At 70.9% G+C, this 18,099-nt stretch carries 13 protein-coding genes; all 13 read right to left on the bottom strand.

Annotated features, from left to right (window positions below; translation table 11 throughout):
- Positions 1-2: 2 nt before the first annotated feature.
- Positions 3-1,760, bottom strand: coding sequence for a hypothetical protein (locus OOT46_RS26545; RefSeq protein ID WP_265406645.1), 1,758 nt, complete (start codon positions 1,758-1,760; stop codon positions 3-5).
- A 55-nt stretch (positions 1,761-1,815) separates the two neighbouring features.
- On the bottom strand, positions 1,816-4,188 hold the full coding sequence (locus OOT46_RS26540) for a hypothetical protein (RefSeq protein WP_265406644.1): 2,373 nt from the start codon (positions 4,186-4,188) through the stop codon (positions 1,816-1,818).
- A 109-nt stretch (positions 4,189-4,297) separates the two neighbouring features.
- The gene (locus OOT46_RS26535; RefSeq protein WP_265406643.1) at positions 4,298-6,133 is read right to left on the bottom strand and encodes a hypothetical protein; all 1,836 of its coding nucleotides are present in this window, start codon (positions 6,131-6,133) and stop codon (positions 4,298-4,300) included.
- Between the two features lie 17 nt (positions 6,134-6,150).
- The gene (locus tag OOT46_RS26530; RefSeq protein ID WP_265406642.1) at positions 6,151-9,096 is read right to left on the bottom strand and encodes a phage tail protein; all 2,946 of its coding nucleotides are present in this window, start codon (positions 9,094-9,096) and stop codon (positions 6,151-6,153) included.
- The gene (locus tag OOT46_RS26525; protein WP_265406641.1) at positions 9,096-11,357 is read right to left on the bottom strand and encodes a baseplate J/gp47 family protein; all 2,262 of its coding nucleotides are present in this window, start codon (positions 11,355-11,357) and stop codon (positions 9,096-9,098) included. The genes OOT46_RS26530 and OOT46_RS26525 overlap by 1 nt, the downstream gene beginning before the upstream one ends.
- A 16-nt stretch (positions 11,358-11,373) precedes the next feature.
- Positions 11,374-11,778, bottom strand: a complete 405-nt coding sequence (locus OOT46_RS26520; RefSeq protein WP_265406640.1) for a GPW/gp25 family protein — start codon at positions 11,776-11,778, stop codon at positions 11,374-11,376.
- Positions 11,778-13,859 (bottom strand): hypothetical protein, encoded by a 2,082-nt coding sequence (locus tag OOT46_RS26515; protein WP_265406639.1) that lies wholly within the window; start codon positions 13,857-13,859, stop codon positions 11,778-11,780. Before OOT46_RS26515 ends, OOT46_RS26520 begins: the two co-directional genes overlap by 1 nt.
- A 7-nt stretch (positions 13,860-13,866) precedes the next feature.
- The gene (locus tag OOT46_RS26510; protein ID WP_265406638.1) at positions 13,867-14,589 is read right to left on the bottom strand and encodes a phage baseplate assembly protein V; all 723 of its coding nucleotides are present in this window, start codon (positions 14,587-14,589) and stop codon (positions 13,867-13,869) included.
- Complete coding sequence (locus OOT46_RS26505; RefSeq protein ID WP_265406637.1) at positions 14,586-15,659, bottom strand: phage late control D family protein; 1,074 nt, start codon at positions 15,657-15,659, stop codon at positions 14,586-14,588. Before OOT46_RS26505 ends, OOT46_RS26510 begins: the two co-directional genes overlap by 4 nt.
- Position 15,660: 1 nt before the next feature.
- A complete protein-coding gene (locus tag OOT46_RS26500) occupies positions 15,661-15,828 on the bottom strand; it encodes a hypothetical protein (protein WP_265406636.1) in 168 nt (55 codons plus the stop codon).
- Positions 15,829-15,841: 13 nt separating this feature from the next.
- On the bottom strand, positions 15,842-16,588 hold the full coding sequence (locus OOT46_RS26495; RefSeq protein WP_265406635.1) for a hypothetical protein: 747 nt from the start codon (positions 16,586-16,588) through the stop codon (positions 15,842-15,844).
- A 2-nt stretch (positions 16,589-16,590) separates the two neighbouring features.
- Complete coding sequence (locus OOT46_RS26490) at positions 16,591-17,046, bottom strand: phage tail protein (protein WP_265406634.1); 456 nt, start codon at positions 17,044-17,046, stop codon at positions 16,591-16,593.
- Positions 17,046-18,099: phage tail sheath C-terminal domain-containing protein (locus OOT46_RS26485; RefSeq protein ID WP_265406633.1), on the bottom strand; the 1,054-nt coding region annotated here is incomplete at its 5' end. The genes OOT46_RS26485 and OOT46_RS26490, both read right to left, overlap by 1 nt.

The raw sequence follows: 18,099 nt of genomic DNA, 5'->3' as shown, positions 1-18,099 counted from the left end.
CCTCAATGGAAATGGAAACGCAGGTCGCAACCCGCCGCCGGGATCCAGCCGGGGTCGCGGTCCAGGCCGGCCAGGCGCACCGCCAAGGGCAGCGCGTCGAGCGCCATGTGCAGGTCGAGCCGCTCGGCACCGTGCTGTATGTGCGCAGGCAGGCGCAGCAGCGTTGCGCTCAATTGCCGCGCATCTTCGAGACCGAGCGCCAGCGCAAGCCGGGCGCGCAGGTAGGGCCACAGCAGGGGAGCAGGGCGCTGCCGTGCGCACCCCCGCGCACGCGCCACCACCACGCGCTGCAGTGCGAGCGGCACCGCCCCCAGGCGTTCGAGCTCGTCGGCCATCAGGGCTTCGCATTGCGCGGCTGCGGCCGTTGCGCGGAACACGGCAAAGCCAGCGGGATGGTGCAGGCGCAGCCGACCCTCCTCGAAGACGGCGCGCCACACGCCCGCCACAGTGACGAACGGCGCCAGCCACGACGCCGGCATGGGCGACTTCAGGTCGACCGGATTGCGCGAGGGATCGCGATCGTGCAGCCAGTCGCTCAGCGGGTCGGCCCGGAAGCGGCAGCCCGCCCAGGTGCAACCCGCGACGCGCAGAAACCGCCAGGGACTGCACGACAGGCCGCGCTGCAGCGGCTGCGTGAAGTCGCCGTACAGGCCGAGTTGCAGCGCAGCGTTGAGCAGGAACAGCAAGCCACCGAAGGCGCTGTCGAAGCCAACGGTCGACGCGGCCGGCGTTGCGAGCTCAGGCGCGGTCTGCCCGGACGCAGGGAAGCGTTCCGACACCCCCCGCGCCGCGGCTGGCGACGGCCTGACACGGAACGCCTCGTGGGTGAGCACCTCGCTTGGCCTCGTGAACGCGCCATCGGTCCTTGGCGTCGGTACGGCCTGGCCTCCCGAGGGCTGGGGTTCTTCCCGCGGCTCAGCGGGTCGCAGGGCGGGCGGCTCGTCCGGCGCCGCGGGCGGCAGGCGATGTCTCTCGGGCGTGGCGCACAGGCTTTGGCAGACAGGACCGGGTACCGCAAGAATCTGCACCGCGCGAGCGGGCTCGCTCGCCGCCATCGGGTCGCGCGTGAGCGCCACCGCCAGGCGGTACAAGCTCAGTGCAGGCGATGGCAGGGCGAGCTGCACAGGCATCGGCCGCGATGCCTCGCCGGCAGCACGTCGCAAGACGACCGCGGCAGCAGATCCCGTGCCGCCCGCCCACACGCGCACCGCCAGCGCGATCGGAAAGACCTGGGCCAGCCGCTCGATCAGTTGCTGCCGTTCGGCGTCGCCCCAGCTCTGCAGCCAGTGCACTGCGCACTCCTCGCCGAGCGCCAGCAAGGCCCGCGGCACTTGCCGCGGCGTCTGCCACCACACCGCACGCGCGGCGACCGGCGTCAGCTCGCGCAGCAGCACGCGCCACCACCAACGCAGGAGCAGCGCACCGGCCAGCGCATCGCGCGCCAGGCAGGCCAGCAGCTCGGCTTCGTCGGCGAACCACACCGCGTCGCCGCCGTACTCGCCGTGCGCCGGGCGGCTGGCACCGGCGAGGGCGGCCGCCAAGGGCCCGTACCGCATGCTGCGGTCCCGGCTGCCCAGCAGCGCCCAGGGCGCTTGCAGCCGGCGCACCAGCACGATGGCCTGCGACGGCAGGCCGTGGCGCGACACGTCGGCATCGGCCAGCCAGTGCTCCAGCAGGGGCCGGGTGCCGTGCCAGCGCGACAGGCGCGCCGGCACGCGGGCGGTGCGGACGGCATCGGCCTTCACCGGCCACCTCGGCATGGCTTGCGTCTTTCCGGTTTCGCACCCCCTGCTGCGATCGGCAGGCACCAACGCTTCATGACGTCACCACGTTGTTCTGCCGGCGCAGCAGCGCCATCACCAGCTCGTCGGCGACGAGGACCTCTTGGGCGTGCTCGGCCAGGTTGGCCTCGGCGATCCACAGGCATTCGCCCGGCTCGCCGGGGAGATCCCCCTGAGCCACGACCTCAATGCCCACTGCGAGTGCGCTGAAGTGGTTGTCGCGCAGGGCCAGCCGGCGGCCGAACAAGCCGTTGAGGTACAGCCCGCGCAGCAGCTGGGTGCCTCCCGGCGTGCCCCCCGCACTGATCCGATTCGCCTGCACCAGCAGCGACAGCACGTTGCCGACGAAGAGGCCATAGCCCGGGATCGCGCGGTCACCCACATCCACCTCGACCGTGATGCGGTTGCCGATCAGCACCCCGTGTTCGACAGTCAACGGCGGGTCCTGCTGGTCCTCGCGGCGCGGCAGCGCGACCGTGATGCCCTGCGCCGCCTGTTCCACCACGTTGTGCGCCACGCACACCTCTCGCGCGACATCGCCGGCCACGACGATGCCGCGCAGCATCGGTCGCTTGCTGTCGAGCGCAGCGACGGTGTTGCCGCGTACGGTCGTGATGTCCGTGTGGATGCACAGCAGCCCCTGCTGGCCACTGCCTACCTGCAGCTCGCAATCCTCCACCTGGACGCGCCGCCGGCCACCCTGGGTGCCATGGTGCGTCACCACGACGGCCGCCGCACCGAACGCACCGCCGTGGCCGCACCGGGCGCTGACGCGTCGGACCTGCACGTCCGGCGTGTCCGCCACCGTCAGCGCGCCCAGCAGGCCGATGCCGGCGGCCTTGCGCTGGCCCGGGTGGTCGGCTCGCAAAGCCACCGCCTCGATGGTCAGCGATGCGCAGGCTTCAACGTGCAAGGCCACCTCCGCGCTGGCGCAATGCAGCAGCGAGCCGGCACCATGACCATGGACCGTCACATGACCCAGCCGGCGCAGCTGCAGCGGTCGCTTCAGTGCCAGCGTGCCAGCCTCGATGCACAGCATCAAGTGGGTGCCCTCGGGCAGGGCGTCCAGCAGCGCCTGCGCCCGTGCCTCGTCACTGTCCGGCCGCAGCACCAGTTGCCGGCAGCTGCGCGAAGACAGCGCATCGATCGCCGCCTGCACATCGCTCACGCCGGGCAGGTGCGCACGCTCCCCGTCCAGCCACACCTCCTCGGCATGCGGCGCGTTGGGGGCCTCGCGCACGAAAAACCAGGGCCCGTCGTCGATGCGGTAGACCCGAAAGCGGGGCGTCGCGGACGCGGAGCTCAGCGCCACCGCATCGCGCTGCAGCGCCTGCGCCAGCACGGCCGGTGCATCGCCTGGCGCCAGCGGCACCGTGCGCATCGGCTGGCGCTCGCCCAGGAAGGCCTGCCAGTCCACCTGCCGCGGCCCCCCGACGTCGAGAAAGCCGGCTGGCGGCAACCAGGTGAACCAGTCCACCGCGCGCAGGCCGGGCAGCAGCCCCGCCGGCACGTCGAGCAGTTGCTCCTGGAACTGCGCGAGCTGCGCATGAGCGACCGCATCACGCGCTTCGCCCAGCCAGGCCGCCCAGGTCGGCGAGGCCCCGCCGGCCGCGACGCGGCGCCGCACGGCCCAGCGGTCCACGAAGACCAGGCCCTGGCTGGCGTTGAGGTACACCAGCGCAAGCGGCACATCGCAATCGTCAAGGCCGCGGCCCCGCATGTCGTCCAGCAGGCCCGGCGCGGCGGGCCTGCCGGGTCGGGTGTGCGCCACGGCCTGCTGCGCCTGCCCGAAACACGCCGCTGCCGCCGCACTGCGCAGCCGCGACACTGCTGCCTCTCCGACGGCATTGCTGTCCAGGCCGTGCGCTTCGAGCAGCTCGGCACTGACCCGCAGCAGCCGCAGTTGCACTGCTTCCACCATCACGTCGGTGTTGCAGCGCAGGTTGCCCGGCTCCAGCGCCAGCACCTCGGCCTGGCCTTCGCCTCGCACGACAGGTGCCAGTGTCACCAGGTACAGGCCGTCGCCGGCTACATAGCTGCCGCCGCTCAAGGGCCGGCAAGCGCCGAAGCCGTCGCCGCTGTCCGGCGTCGGGTCGTCCGCCTGCGGCACCAGCGCCAGCACCTGGTCGGTGCCCAGGCACAAGGTCTGGCCCGCGCGGTTGAGCGCCAGGCCGGCGCGGATCTGCAGCCGACGATCGGCCGGCGCACCATGGCGCAACACCTCCAGCCCCGACACCACGCCGGCGCCGCTGGCCTGGCCCAGCCGCGCGTCGCCTTCACGGCGTGCCTCCTGGTCGCGGGACAGGTCGCGGCTGCTCACCAGCCGGCCGTTGAAGAAGTTGACCGCGCGTATGCCCTGCTCGAGCAGCGGCGTGCCGGCGCGTATGGGTGGGGCGCTGGCGCTCATCGCTGCACCCCGCTGGCCGGATACGGCCAGCGACCCTCCGAGAGGGTCGGGCCTTGCTTGGGGCGGCCCGGCGCGGCGGCCCGTGAAAGACAGGTTGACGCTGAATGTTTCATGTCGCTACCTCCTCGAACCGGCTCAGCTCCACCTGAAAGCGGAAGGGCAGCTCCTCGTTCCCGGCGATGGCCTGGTCCGCCAGCAGCAGCACGCGGAACTCGATGAACGCCTGGCCTTCGTGGACCACCTCTTCGAGCAGGTACAGCCGGAAGCCGAACCGTGTCCTCACGGTCCAAACCGGCGTGAGCTTGACGATGTGGCCGGAGAACTGCCGTGCATCGCGCGCCGTCACGCGCAGGCCGATCACGGCGCGCTCTGGCTGTTGCGGATCCACCATCGCACCCAGGCCTTCGATCTCGCCGTAGCGGTGGCGCAGCTGCGGGGGTTGCCGGCCGCCCGGGCGCAGCAGCAGGTCCACCTCGGCGGCAGCCACGATCTGATAGCGCCGCACGGGGTCGCCCCGGTCCACGAACTCACCCGACACCGGCGGCACCTGCGGCAGGTCCACCGTCATCCACTCGCCTTCGATGTAGCGCAGGATCTGGTTGGCCCCAGGTTCGTATGCATTGAGCCGGTGGCCCTGCAGCAGGACGATCTGGTTGCTGGCCGGCGGACCGCTCACGTCGCCGGCAAGGTCGGTCCGCTCGGGCGGTCCCGGCTGCCCGGGCGTACGCGGGACCCACTGCCCGCCCTCGACCGTGAGCACCTGGCCGTCGACCAGCGGGCTGGCCGCCCCCAACGGCACACCTTGCAGGCTGTCGATGCGTGCATCGTCGATCGGGCCGGTGAGGTCACCGCCCAGCTCGGGCCAGGCCGGCGTGCCGTGGGTGTGGTCGGCACGCGAGAACTGCAGCGACACGCCGGCATCCGGTGCCTGGCCGAAGGCGTATTCCGTGACCACGCTGTCGCCCGGGTCGGGCGCCGGATGGCGGGCGATCAGCTCCTGCAGCATGCGCAGGCTCAGCAGGAAGGGGCGTCGGCTCTCGTCCTGCAGCACTGCGTCGGACGCATCGCTCACACGCCAGCCTTCGGCCGTGTTCACCAGCTCGACCTGCAATTCGGTCAGCAGCACGGCATCGTCCTTCGGCGCGATCGGCTCCATGCTGCAGCCACAGTCGGAGCGCGCCATCCACAGCGGCCGCAGCTCGGTGGTCCACAAGCGCAAGGCGGTGGTGAACAAGGCGTCGCTGGTCCCTGCGGGGGCCGCGCCGAGCATGAAGTCGGGGGGTGACGTGGGCGGGGACGTGGGCGCCAGCCAGTAGCGCGCGGCTTCGCGCAATTGCTCCACGAACTCGGCTTCGGTCAAAGGCGGTGAGCTGGGTACCGCCGGCAGAGCCAGCAGCCAGGCGACGAAGTCGCGGATCGCCTCTTCTTCGCGTTGTGGCGGCGGGGCCAGGCGCAGCTCGAGTCGGAAGCCGTCGGCCACACGCGAGGCTTGCATCAGCTCGTCGTCGCTGCGGCAAGGCTCGCCGGGGATGGGTACGTTGTCGGTCAGGCACTGCGCATGCGACAGCACCACATACAGCGTCAGGCGCGACATCGGCGAGGCCGCCGGCAGCTCGCTCGCATGCGCGGCCAGCCAGTCATTCAAGTGGGCGCACTGCGCGCTGCTCACGCACACCGGCGTGCCCGAGGGCAGCCAGGCCATACCCGGCATCACGCGCAGCCGCGGGCCGCTGTCGCCGTCGGCTTCCACCACCACCTGCAGCCCGTGCACGGTGCCGTAACCCAGCAGCTCGCGGGCCAGTTCGTGCCGGCGCGCGATGTGGTAGGCCGACTCCTGCACGAAATCGTCGACACCGAGCAGCATGCCCAGCGTGTAGTTGACGCGCTTGCAGGAGTCCGCCGCGGCCGATCCGGGTCCGACGGCGTTCGGTGCACAGCATCCCATGATGGTTTCTCCTCAGATCAACAGGCCAGCGGCAGCCGGTCCGGCGGCACAAGCCGCCCCAGCGCCACGCGGCTCGCCCCCACATGGCTGCGACCGACGATCAGCTCTGGCGCCAGCGAGGGCGCGCGGCTGCCTTCGCCCAGCAGCGTGTCCAGTCCCAAGCGCGCGTGGCCGGTGCGGAACATGGCCCAGTACGGCCGCACGTCGAACACGGTGTGCGCGGGTTTTTCGATCTGCACCACGCGGCGGGCCCATTCGAGGTGCCGCGTGAGGGCCTGCACCTCGGCCAGCGGACCGCTGCTGGGCACCAGCACGCTGAAGCGGTGCGCTGCCTGCGCCATGGGCTCCAGCCGGGTCTCGAACCAGGCCCAATCGGCCAAGGCCTCGGTGGCGGAGGGCAGCACGTCCGGCGCCGGGACCAGGCCGAACTCGGGCCAGCGCAGGCCCCACGTGCGCTCGTAGGCCTCGATGCGCTGGTAGCGCCGGGCCAGGAACGCCTGCCAGCGCGCCAGCCAGCGCCGCAGGGAGGGCGGCAGGCGCAGGGTCACGAAGTCGCGCCACAGCGATTGCGCATCGGAGTCGGTCGGACCATGGCGCGGCAGCCGCGGACCGAGGCCGTGGCGGTCGGCGGCGTCCAGCGACGCGAGGTGGGCGCGCCAGCGCGCAACCAGTGCCTCGGCCAGTTGCGGCACAGCCCCGAGTTGCTCGGCGCAGAAGGCGCGCCACACGTCGGCACCCCGCGCCGGCGCCACCGGCTCGAACTCTGCGCTGGCCGCGCCCTCGATGCCGGCGTGTTGCAGCGCGGCACGGTAGCGCCGGTCCAGCCCGTCGCGGCCCTCGGCCGGCGTCCAGCGCGCGCCTTCGGCCACGCGGCGCGGCACATCGAGCGTCGTCTCACCCAGCAGCTGGCGCGGCAGCCGCCGCGTCAGGTATTGCTCGATGATGCGAATGCCGTAGGGCTGGTGCTGCGAGCGCGCCGGCAGCACGAAGTCCTGCGGTTTCACGCAGCGCGACAGCACCAGCTCGGTGGCCAGGCGCAACCCTTGCACGGTGCCGCGGTACTGGTACAGCGGCACCGCGAAGCGGATCAAGAGCCGCTTGCGGGACTCGTCCACGGCAGGATCCAGCACCAGGCCCAGCCAGCCGGCCAGCCAGTCGAGCGTGTCGGCCGGCGCGCTGCGCACGTCGAACAGCGCAGAAGCCGCCGCGATGCGGTCTTCGAGCACCGTGAACAAGCCCTCGAAGTTGGCGAGAAAGCGCTCCAGGAAGTCGGCCGAGGTCGCGTCTTCGCGGTACACCGCCGGCAGGTAGCGGCGTGAATACGAGAAGCGCGGGCTCCAGGCGCGCAGCGCCGTGAGGCGCGGCGTCGCCAGCTCGTCGGCGCTTTCGAGGGTGAGCCTGAGCTGCAGGTAGCGGCCGTGCGCCCGCTGCAAGAGCAGCTCCCACGCGCCCCGGCCGAGCGCCGCATGGGTGTGTGCCCCCGGGCCGTCGCACAGCCAGGGCAGCTCGCTGCCATCGGGCCGCAGCATCGGATCGGGCTCGCGCCGATAGGGCTGGTCGGCGAGTTGCTCGGTGCTCTCCGCCGCGCGCGACTCGATGCGCACACGGCTGCCCGGCGGCACGCAGCCGTCGATCACGATGCGGTGCCACACGCAGGCCGGCTCGCCGCTGTCGAACGGCGGTGCCTGCAGCGCCGCTTCGCGCGCATAGCGCGGCCGCTTCTCGACCACCAGTGGCAGCCAGGTGCCCAGGCTGTCGTACAACAGACCACTGTCTTCGGCCAGGCGGCTGTCGGTGTCGGGGCGGCTCCGTACCAGGCCTTTGCCGGCGAAGCGGCGCATCGGCAGGAACAGGCGCAGCGGCTGCAGGCGCAAGGCCCCGGCGTCGCGCAGCAGGTCGAATGCGAAGCACTGGTTGCCCTCCTGCGAGGCGATCACGATGCGCTCCGGCTGGCCGGCCGCCACGGGGGCCAGGGCCACATCGTGGCCATGCAGTGCGAAGCCGGCGCGCTCGTCGGCATCGAGGATGTCCAGCACCACACGGGTGGAGGCGCGTGCCGCGAGCAGCCCATCGACATAGAGCGACAGCAGTGCGAAGCCGTCGAGGCCGGCCGCGTCCATCACCAGCACGGCGCCATCGGCCAGTACCTCGACCGCCACCGGGTCGGCACCGCCCCTTGCATCGGCCACGAGATCGAACCAGGGCCTGCGCCGAGGCGATGGGGTGACAAGCGGCGCACCCGCGAGCGGCAGGAAGTCATCGGCACCCGAAGCATCGTCGGCCCCCACCGGAAACACCGCGTGCATGCCAAGCCGGCGGTCGAGCTGCCAGACGCGCCGATGCCTGCGGTCCAGCACCGCCAGCCCACCGCAGGGTCGCGGCGCCAGGTCGTGTGGATCGAAGGGCCAGTCGGCCGGCCACGCGAGTGGCAAGGGCGGTCCGCCGGCCACGAGGTCGAACACCCACAGCCCACCCGGCACGCCCTCTTGCGGCCTCAGGCCGGCGACGAGGTAGTGCTCGCGCGTCACGGCGAGCCCGCGCAGCAAGCGCGACGTCTGGGCCGGCGCAGGTTGAAGCGCTGCGAAGTCGCCATGCGTCACCGGCCTTGGCGGTGGATGGGTCAGCCAGTGGACGGCGACCGCGCGCGAACCGCTGTCGAGCACATCGATGCGGGCGCCGCCGTCGGCTACCCAGTAGACGTTGCCGAAGGCGTCAGCCGCCGCACCGAGTCGCGCAGCCGGGTCGGCCGGCGCGTCGCTGCGCGCGGCACGGAAGTGCGCGATGCGCAGTGCCAGCGACAGGCTCTGATGGTCGCGGTCGAACAGCAGCGGCACGGCCGCATCCGCATCGGTCCAGGCGTCACTCAGCGTACGCGCAGGGTCTTCCTCGCCCGCGAGCTGGCAACGCCCCCAGTCGGCCTCGCCAAGCAGGAGTTCGAAGCGGCTGCCGTTGGCGTCCTTCATCAGCACTCCTGCGGAACCACCGGCACCGGCACGATGCGGCGTTGCGGGTCGCCGCTGCCGGACCTGCCGCGCAAGGCATCCAGCGGCAGCGCACTGCCCAGCTCCACCGACAGCCCGGCAATGCGCGGCAACTGCAGGCCGCGCATCGGCACGTCCACCGGCACCTGGCCCTCGGCACCTTGCGCCAGCTGCAGCTCATCGACCCGCAGCACGCCGGGTTCGCGGCTGGCCTCGGCCATCAGCTCCAGACGGTTCACCGCCTTGCGCAGCGGCCAACCGTTCTCCATGCCCGGCAGCGCGAGCGCACTCACTGCCTGGGCAGCGGTGCGCTCGGCATCCCGTGCCGGCGCCAGGTAGTCAATGAGGCGCTGCTTCACGCGGTCGCGCACAGCGGGCACCGCGAAGCCGCCGGCCACCGTGATGCCGAGCGAGATCCACAAGGGCACGTACTCGGGCCCTCGCAGCACCAGCTCGGTGGTGACCAGGCGACGCGGATCGAGATGGCGGCACAGCGCATCGAGCAGCGCACGGTCCGGCGCCGGCGCGCTGGGCTGGCGTGGATCGTGTCGAGGCACCAGCATCAGCGTCACGACACCGGGCGCGTCGCCGGGCTCGCTGGCACCGAGATCGGGGTGGTAGGCCGCGAGCACTTCGACCCGCGCCAGGTCCACGCCGGGCGCACGGCGCGCGATCTCGGCAAAGTCGTCCGCAGTGACCAGGCGGTCACGGTGGCGGATGAAACTTGAAACCCGCTTCTCGCCGCTTTGTGCCGACTCGGCATCGGCGCCGCCCCAGGTGGGCAGGGGGTTGTCAGGCTTCACGCCGGGCGGCAGCGTCGGGCCGCTGGTGAGGGCGTGTTCTGGCACGTTGCCGCGCGCACCGTCGCAGCTGTCGTAGTGAGCGACCAGGCGGGCGCCGGCGGGCGGGCGGCGGCCGCGCAGGCCGTCGCCGAAGCGCAGCGTGCCGGCCTCGGCGTCCACCACGAACACCTCGCTCGGCCGTGGGTCGTGCCACACCTGGCCCGGCGCGCGCTGTGCATCGAGGGCCCGCACTTCGGGACCGGCGGCCATCAGGTCGTCGATCGACTGCCAGCGCTCGGTGCGGCCGGCAAGCGCAAGGTCCAGGCGCACCGAACCCGCCACGACACCCGCGCGTGCGAGCTTGAACTGCTGGTCCGGGCGGCCGTCGCCTTCGCCCACCAGCTCGTTGACCACCGCGATGCGCTGCTCGATGCGAACGGCGTTGACGCCGGCCCACAGGAAGCGCGCGCGGGCCGACGATGAGGGCACGATGCGCAGCCAGGTGAGCACGCGATCGGCCAGCGCGGAATCGTCGATCGCGGGCGGAAAGTCGCCAACGCCGGCCTCCAGCGGATCGAGGTCGCGCCAGGTGTCGATCTCCGCCTGCGCAGGCAGCGACACCTCCACCACGCCGGGCCCCGCCAGCACGTCGTCGCTGCTGCGCGCGTCGCGCACCCGGTAGGTGGCCTGGCGGTGGCCCCCGCTGATGGCGGTGGTATCGAGCGCCGGCATCTCGTAGCGCACCCATGGCGCAGCCGCATCGGCGCCGCCATGGCCCTGGGTGCCCAGCGTCTTGGGCGCATCGTCCACATAGGGCATCAGGCCCACCGAGAGCGTGCGGCCCGCCAACTGCGCGCGCACCGCGTCGGGATCGGCATCCTTGGCGTGCAGCAGCGCCAACCACAACATGCCATCGACCGTGTCGCGCGCCAGGTCCACGCTGCTGCGCATGTCGAGCACCCGGGTTTCGTACAGGGTGAGCTCGGCCTCGGGGGTCTCGGCCTGTGCGGCGGCATAGAGCAGGCGGTAGTAGGCCTCGTCGGCCTCGCCCGTCTGGACGCGGAACTTCACATAGGCGCGCGCTTCCACAGGCAGCACATCGAGGGCCGCCACGGTGCGGAAGGCCACCTCGCCGGCGCGCAGCTCGGTGCCGCCGGCTACCGTTTCGGCGCGCGCGTCGGGGCGTTCGTTGCGCAGTACCACCAGGCCGCGCGCCGGCGTCGCGGCGGCCAGCGGCAGGCCGAGCAGGCGCAGGAACTTCAGCCGGCTCACCTCCGGCACGCGGTTGGCACGGTAGAGCAGGCTTTCGGTGAGAAAGGCGAACAGCTCGACCAGCGTGACGCCGGGGTCGCTTTCGCCGAGTTGTGTCCATTCCGGCGTGTGCACCGGCACACGCGCCAGCGCGTCGCGCACCAGGTCCTGGAAGCGGCGGTCGTCGATGGAAGGGGGGGTGATCGGCATGGCATTCAGACAGTGGTCAGGCCGGCGAGACACCGCCCACCGACACCGCGAGCGACACGCGCTCGAGGGCCTGGGTGGCGACCAGCCGGTAGGTGAGGGTGGCCATGGCGGCGTGGGGGTCTTCCTGGTCGGCCGTGACATCGACCGCCTGCACGCGCACGCGGGGCTCGAAACGCGCCAGCGCATCGCGGATGCGCTCGGCGATCAGCGCATGGGTGGCCGCGGTGTTGGGCTCGAACAGGAACCGCCCCAGGCCGGCGCCGAACTGCGGCAGGCGCAACCGCTCGCTCGGCTCGGTCATCAGGATGATGCGGATGGACTCTCGGATATTGTCCTCGCCGCTGGACCACACGATGCGCCCGTCGAGGCCCACACGCGGCGGGAAACCCATGCCTCGACCGTAGAGCCGCGCGGCGTCCATCAGGGCTCCTTCCGGCCCTTGAAGCCGGGCAGCGGGAAGCAGACGATGAAGTACGGCAGCCAGCGGAAGATGAAGTCCAGCAGGCTGACGATGATCATCACCAGCAGCAGCGCGCAGATCGTGACGATGGGGATAGAGAGCGAGCACATCACGCCGAGCGACAGGCCGTCGCTGGTCTTGCAGTCGCCCTTCTCGGGCACGTTCAGGTCCTTGTGCAGCGGCCAGGGCAGCACGCTGCGCACCAGGTCGCCCAATCCGATGCCCTTCATGCGGTCGATCTGGCCGCACAGCATGTCGGACAGCATGAACGCGGTGTTCTTGTCGAACTTGCGCAGCCCCGCGGGGCTGATGTCCAGCGGCAGGCCGATGCGGATGGGCCGCGCCGGCGCGTCGGGATCGAAGAAGCCCGCCATCTGGAACGGCTGCGTCGCGGCGCTCACCACGGTGCCGTGGAATGGCGCGCAATCGGGCCGCTCATAGACCAGGCGCATCACGTACCAGGCCTCGCGCAGGTCGGCGGGCGTCATCGTTGCGAGCGCGGGTTCGGGCAAGGGTCGGGTGCCGTCCAGCGGCGGCAGTGCGGCTTCGACGAAACCGGCCAGCGAGTGGATGCGGGCCTGGATCTTCTCTGCCAGGTAGTCGCCTGTCGGCGGGTTGAAGTCGTCCGGTTCGGGCGGCTGCAGCACGCCGAACCACGGATCGGCGAAGAGAAACAGGAAGTCGGGCCAGCCGGCGGGCTTGGCAGCCCCGGATGCCGAGGGGATCTCGAAACTGCCTCGTGCGCTTTCGAGGACGGACTCGAACTCAACGATGCGTTTCAGCGCCTCGATGAGGTTCAACTCGACCTCATCTTCTCGATAGGCATCACCCACGATGCGTGCGGGGCCGGCGGTGAAGCTGTCGCTGCTGCTCGTCAGCTCGCCGGGCATGGCCGCGCTGCTCAAGGCATCGTAGAGCGAACGCGCTGGACCCACGGGCACCCCGCCTGCTTGCACGACATCCCAGAAGCCGGACTTGAGCTGTTCCTTCAGGTAGAGGGAGAGGTCGAGCAGCAGGTACCACGACGCGGTCTGAACGCCGCTTCGCGTGGCGCGCAGGGCATCGACATCTGGCGCGTTGCGATCGAACCCGGTGCTGGTGTTCGCGAACACCCACTCGGGTCGGGCCGCCTTCAGCCAGGCGGCTCGTTGTGCGGGGGACTCGGGCTCGCCTGTCGGACCGTTGAGCATCACCCGGTTGACCAGCGCCTTCCACGGCGCCAGCACCTGCGTATGGAACAAGGCCAGCCGTGGGTCCATCGGCGCCTGCGCGCCGCCCGGGACCGGTGCCTGGCTTGCCGCCTGGTAGGCCTCGCGCCGTCCCACTGGTACGCTGCCTACATAGAGCCGGCGCGGCCGGCCGTCGTCCTGCACAAAGGCCGAAGGGAACATGGCCAGGCGCTCCTCGCCGGGCAGCAGCGCGGCCGCGCGCTCGCTGTCGGCGGTGCCCACCTTGTGCCAGGCGCCAGCCTGGCCCTTCGGCAGGAACGCGTGCTCGTCCCATTGGTCGGTGTCGGCCGGATCGGGCAGTTCGTTCGGCGGTGGTACCGTCGTCTTGGGGAAGAGTCGACGCACGACGAACGACACCTTGTGCCGCGCCGGATCCACCTGCCGGTCGGGCAGACCCGGCGTGCGGCACACCAGCGAGCCGCTGACCAGGTAGTGGCGCAGGTGCGCCGGCTGGTACAGCTTGAGAGGCTGTGCGGTGTTGCGCGCCAGCGGGAGGCTGGCCGTCCCGACCGCAGGCGCACGCTTCGAGGACGCACGCCGTACACCAAGCAGACGCTTCGGCTCCCGCTGCAGCCAGCGCCGGGCATCGGCAGCAGGTGCCCCTGCAGGGCCGCGCCAGGTTTCCTTGAAGACCGCGTACTGCGCCAGCGAGCTGGGCTCATGCTCCAGCAGCGACAGCAGCTCGGGCATGAAGTCGTCGGTGGCGAAACGCAGGATCTGCGGGCGCGCCAGGTCTCCATGCGGCACGACACGGCCGCTGGAATCGGTCCAGAAGGGGGGTGGTGCGGTCCAGGCGAGAGGGTGCTGGGTCATGGCTGCCTCACCAGATGTTGCCCGCGCCCGGTGTGTACGAGGCGCTGATCACGCTGTTGGCGATGACGGTGTCGGCCTGCACCACGCCGGAAAACCTGGACAGGCCCGCATCCACCTGCACCATGCCCGCCGACACCTTGACCTGGCTGGCTTGCACGGTGACCTTGGCCGAGGCGCTGATCGTGATGCCCGCCGTTTCGAGCGTGATCGAGTTGCCGTTGCTGTCAGCGATCTCCACCGCGCCGGGGCCGTCCTTCAGCGTGATCTTCTGGCCGCCAGGGGTTTCGAGGATCAGCTTCTCCTGACCGTCCTGGTCGACCAGCGTGAGCTTCACGCCGTTGCGCGAACAGACCACCTTCTTGTCGTTGCTGCCCGCGCCGTCCATCGACTCGGGCGGCTGGTCCCGGCCGTTCCACAGTGCGCCGATGACGTAAGGACGCTTTGCATCGCCGGCCTCGAAAGCGACCAGCACCTCATCGTCCACGTCGGGGATGAACCAGCTTCCACGGTTGTTGCCACCCATCAGCGTGGCCAGCCGTGCCCACAGCTCGCAGGACCCTCCCGCCGCATCGGGCACCCAGGGCAGCTGCAGCTTCACGCGGCCCTGAGCCTCGGGATCCTTGATATCGACGACCAGCGCGGGGTACACGCCATGCCAAAGCCCCCCCCAGCCTTCGGGCAAGCGAGCCTGCAGCAGCGCGTCGAGCATCGGGCGTTGGGCAGCGTTCATGAGGAGGCGTTCCCGATCCAGGGCCGTTCGACGACGAACTCGGTCCACAGGCCGTGCGTCGGATCGAAGCGGTGGCACACCTCCACCACGCCGTAAGCGCCGGAGAACAAGGGCCCCAGGCCTTGCAGCGTGATCCGGCGTCCTACGCGGATGCGCGCATCGGCGTCGGCCAGGCCGCGACCACGCAGGAAGCGCCGTGCGGTCGCGCGCAAATGTGCCTCGGCGCAGCCGCGGGCCGCGCCGTCGTCGGACGGCACGGTGTGCGCCACCGTGTCCTTGCGCTCGCCCAGGGCCTGGCGCAGCACGTCGGGGCCGCTGGTGCCGCCACTGGACTCGCTGGAAATGGCGCTCGCGGCTGCCTCGGCCGCGACCGCCTGCTTGCGGGTCACGTCCCAGCCAGTGCAACGCACCGCTGTGCGCTGGTGCGCCAAGTCGGCACAGACCTCGAAACTGCGCAGCCGCGCGCCGAGCGCCAGTTCGAGCTGCGCATCGTTACGCGACGCGCGGCGGGTCGCATGCAAGGTCTGGCCTTCCAGCCACAGCTCGCCGTCGGCGGCGAGCGTTCGGGCACGTACGAAAGCCAGATCGCTCTGGTTGAGTTGCACCACCACATCCTGCTCAGCGCCGGCCAGGTCCACCTGAGGCGTGAGGCCGTGGTCGCGCGCCACTTGACTCACGACGGCGGCATCGCTCATGCGTTCGAAGCTGCGCGTGCGCCGGGTCATGCGCAGGTCTTGCAAGCGGTCTTCGGCCCGCACCGCGAGTGTGGGCGGGGACTGCGCCGGGAAGCGTGCATCCAGCGCCATCAGGCGGCCGTCGAAGACCGTGGCGCTGCCGATGCGCACGACGAAGTCGCGTCCGAACTCCAGCAGGCGGCGATCGAACCAGAGAAAGCCGGTGCGGCCGTTCTGGTCGCCCCAATTGCCGAACTCGGCCTCGCAATGCGCCAGCCCCACCTCGGTCTCGCCGCACACGAGGCGCAGCAAGCCCGCGTCGAGCCTGGGCTGATCCTCGCCGCCGACCCTGAAACCCGGGCGGGCAGAAGCGATGGCGCTGTGATCGCGGGCCATCTCAATGGGCCCAGAGACGCATCTGCTGCTCGGCTTGTTCCGCGAGCAAGCGGCGCAGGTCTTGCGGGTCTGGGAGCGCATATTGAGGGGTTGGCGCAGCGTCGTCGTGGCGCTCTGGTGCCCCCTGCGGCGTGTCGACCACCTCGAATTCGTTGATGACCACGGGCATCTCGCTTCTCCTTTCAGAACGGTTCTTGCGGCACGCGTGCCGAAAGATCGACCAACTGCCCCGCCTGTAGCAGGCGCGGGTTCTCGATGCCGTTGGCCGCCGCGATGTGCTGCCATTGCGCACCTGCCACGGCGGCCAGGCCCTGCAAGGTGCTGCCGGCGGCGGCAGGCGTCATCGGTGAAGTACCCGGTGTGCGTGGACGGCCGGCAACGCGTTCGGAATCGCTGAAGCTGGAGACCAGGATGGTCTGCTGCGACAGCGTGAGCGAGATCGTCGCGCGCAGCGGCTTGCCCTCGGGCGAGAAGAAGTCCATCGTCTCCTCGATACCGTCGACCAGGCCGTTGAAGAGGAACGAGCCCCACGCGAAACGCACGCCCGGCGGCAGGAACTTGGTCGGGTCGGAGCTGGCTTCCTTCGGTGTGATGAAGTAGATGACCTCCTGCGTCAGCCGCCGCACGTCGTCGATTCGGTCGCCGCCCTGGTCCACCGCATTGGCGTCGAACCACAACTGCACCGCGAGCTTGGTGGTGCCGGCGCCGACGAATTGGCGGCCCTGTGTGCCCTGCGCCTGGTCGCCGGAGCCGCCTGCGGCACTGCCGCCGTTGCTGCGGGTGTTGTTGTTCTGGATCTGGTTGGCGAAGGTGAGCTTGAGTGACTCGGGATTGAACTGCACGGTCACACGCTTGCCACCGGGTAGCGCTTCGTGCAGCGCCTCGTCGAGCTCGGTCAACTGGGCCTTGGCAGTTGCTGCTTGGGTCATGGTCAACGTCCCCGCTTGACGGTGAAGCGTTCGTACGCAAGCTGAAGCTCCTCCACCGCCACCGCGCCGTCCTTGGCATGCAGCGCCGGCACCTTCAGCTTCACTGGCAGACAGCGCTGTAGCACCACACGTGCTCGCTCGGTGTTGCCGTCGGCGGCGAACAGCACCAACTCCGCCTCGGCACGCAGGCTGGGGTCGGCCACGCTATCGCTCATCCACTGCCACAGCTCGAAGCTCGCTTCGGTCATGCCACGCTTGAGCGTGAGCTGGCCGAAGGTGGCCGGGCCGGCCAGGCGGATCTGGCGGTCGTTGTTGCCGCCTTCGCGGATGGTCTTCACCTCCATGCCCATTTCGAGCCCGTCGCATTCGGCAAACGCGGCACTGACGAGCGGCGACGAGCCACCCTCCGGAACGATCTCGACGGCAAAGTTGAAGGCGGTGAACGGCACGGCGCTCATCAATACACCTCCCGTGACACCAAACGCTCGCCCTCCCGGACCAGCCGCAGGGTCAGGAAGCTCATCGGCAGCGCCGGCGCCACCTTCAACTCCACCCAAAACTGGCCGAGGTCGCGTCGCTGTGCGGTGTTCAGCACGTCGCTCACGTCCACGCGATAGGCATCGCGCGCCTGTGCGCCAGCGAAGGCACCACGTCGGAACAGGGTGTCGAGCACCGCCTCGAAGCCGCGCTCGACAGTGCGGCGCAGGGTGGCGCCGTTGGGCTCGAACACGTAGTCGGCGCCGCGCCGCAGCACCAGCCGGCGCAGCAGGCACATCAGCCGCCGTACATTGACCGGGCGCCAGGCGCTGTCGAGCGTCAGCGTGTCCGAGCTGGAGATCACGAAGCCGTGCGGGGCGCTGCGCAGCAGGTTGACCTGCGCATCCAGCAACTGCTGCCGGTGCGCGAGCGTGGGCTCAATGCCCGGCGGGCTGAGCGCCACCACATCGCGCAGCGGCCGGTTGGCCGCCGCAACCCAGGCACCGCGGCTCAGCGCAGCCGCGGCGAGCTGGCCGCAAGCGGCACCGTCGGGCGTGAAGCGGATGATCTCGGTGTCGCGCCGGATCACCGGCCAGGGGTGATAGAGCGCACCGTGCGACAACGCATGCGCTTCCTCGTGGCCGATGGCTGGCGGCAACGAGGCGTCGCCGTGCGGCCTGGGGTCGCGCAAGGCCTCGGCGTGCTCGGCCGCCATCGCGGCGTCATGGTGCTCGGGCAAGGACAGCACCGCGAGCACGTCGCCCCGGCCGGCGGCGGCACGCAGCATCAGCCGGTGGATCGCGAGGAGCTCGCGCGGCTGCCAGTCGCACGTCTCGTGGCCGAGGGCGCCCACTTCGATGCGCACCGGGCGCGACCACGGGCTGCGGCGCGCGCCCAGCACGGCGCGCACACGGTAGTACCGCGTGCCCGGCGTTCTGCCGAGCACGGTGAAACGCGCTGTCGGGCCTTCGTGCAGCGGCGCCGCGCTCGCGAAGTCGGCATCAGCCGACTCCTCCAGCCGGTAGGTGGCGCCA

This window comes from Aquabacterium sp. A7-Y, from assembly GCF_026153205.1.
Classification (GTDB): Bacteria; Pseudomonadota; Gammaproteobacteria; order Burkholderiales; family Burkholderiaceae_C; genus Caldimonas.
This window is presented reverse-complemented; position numbering and strand designations above follow the sequence as displayed.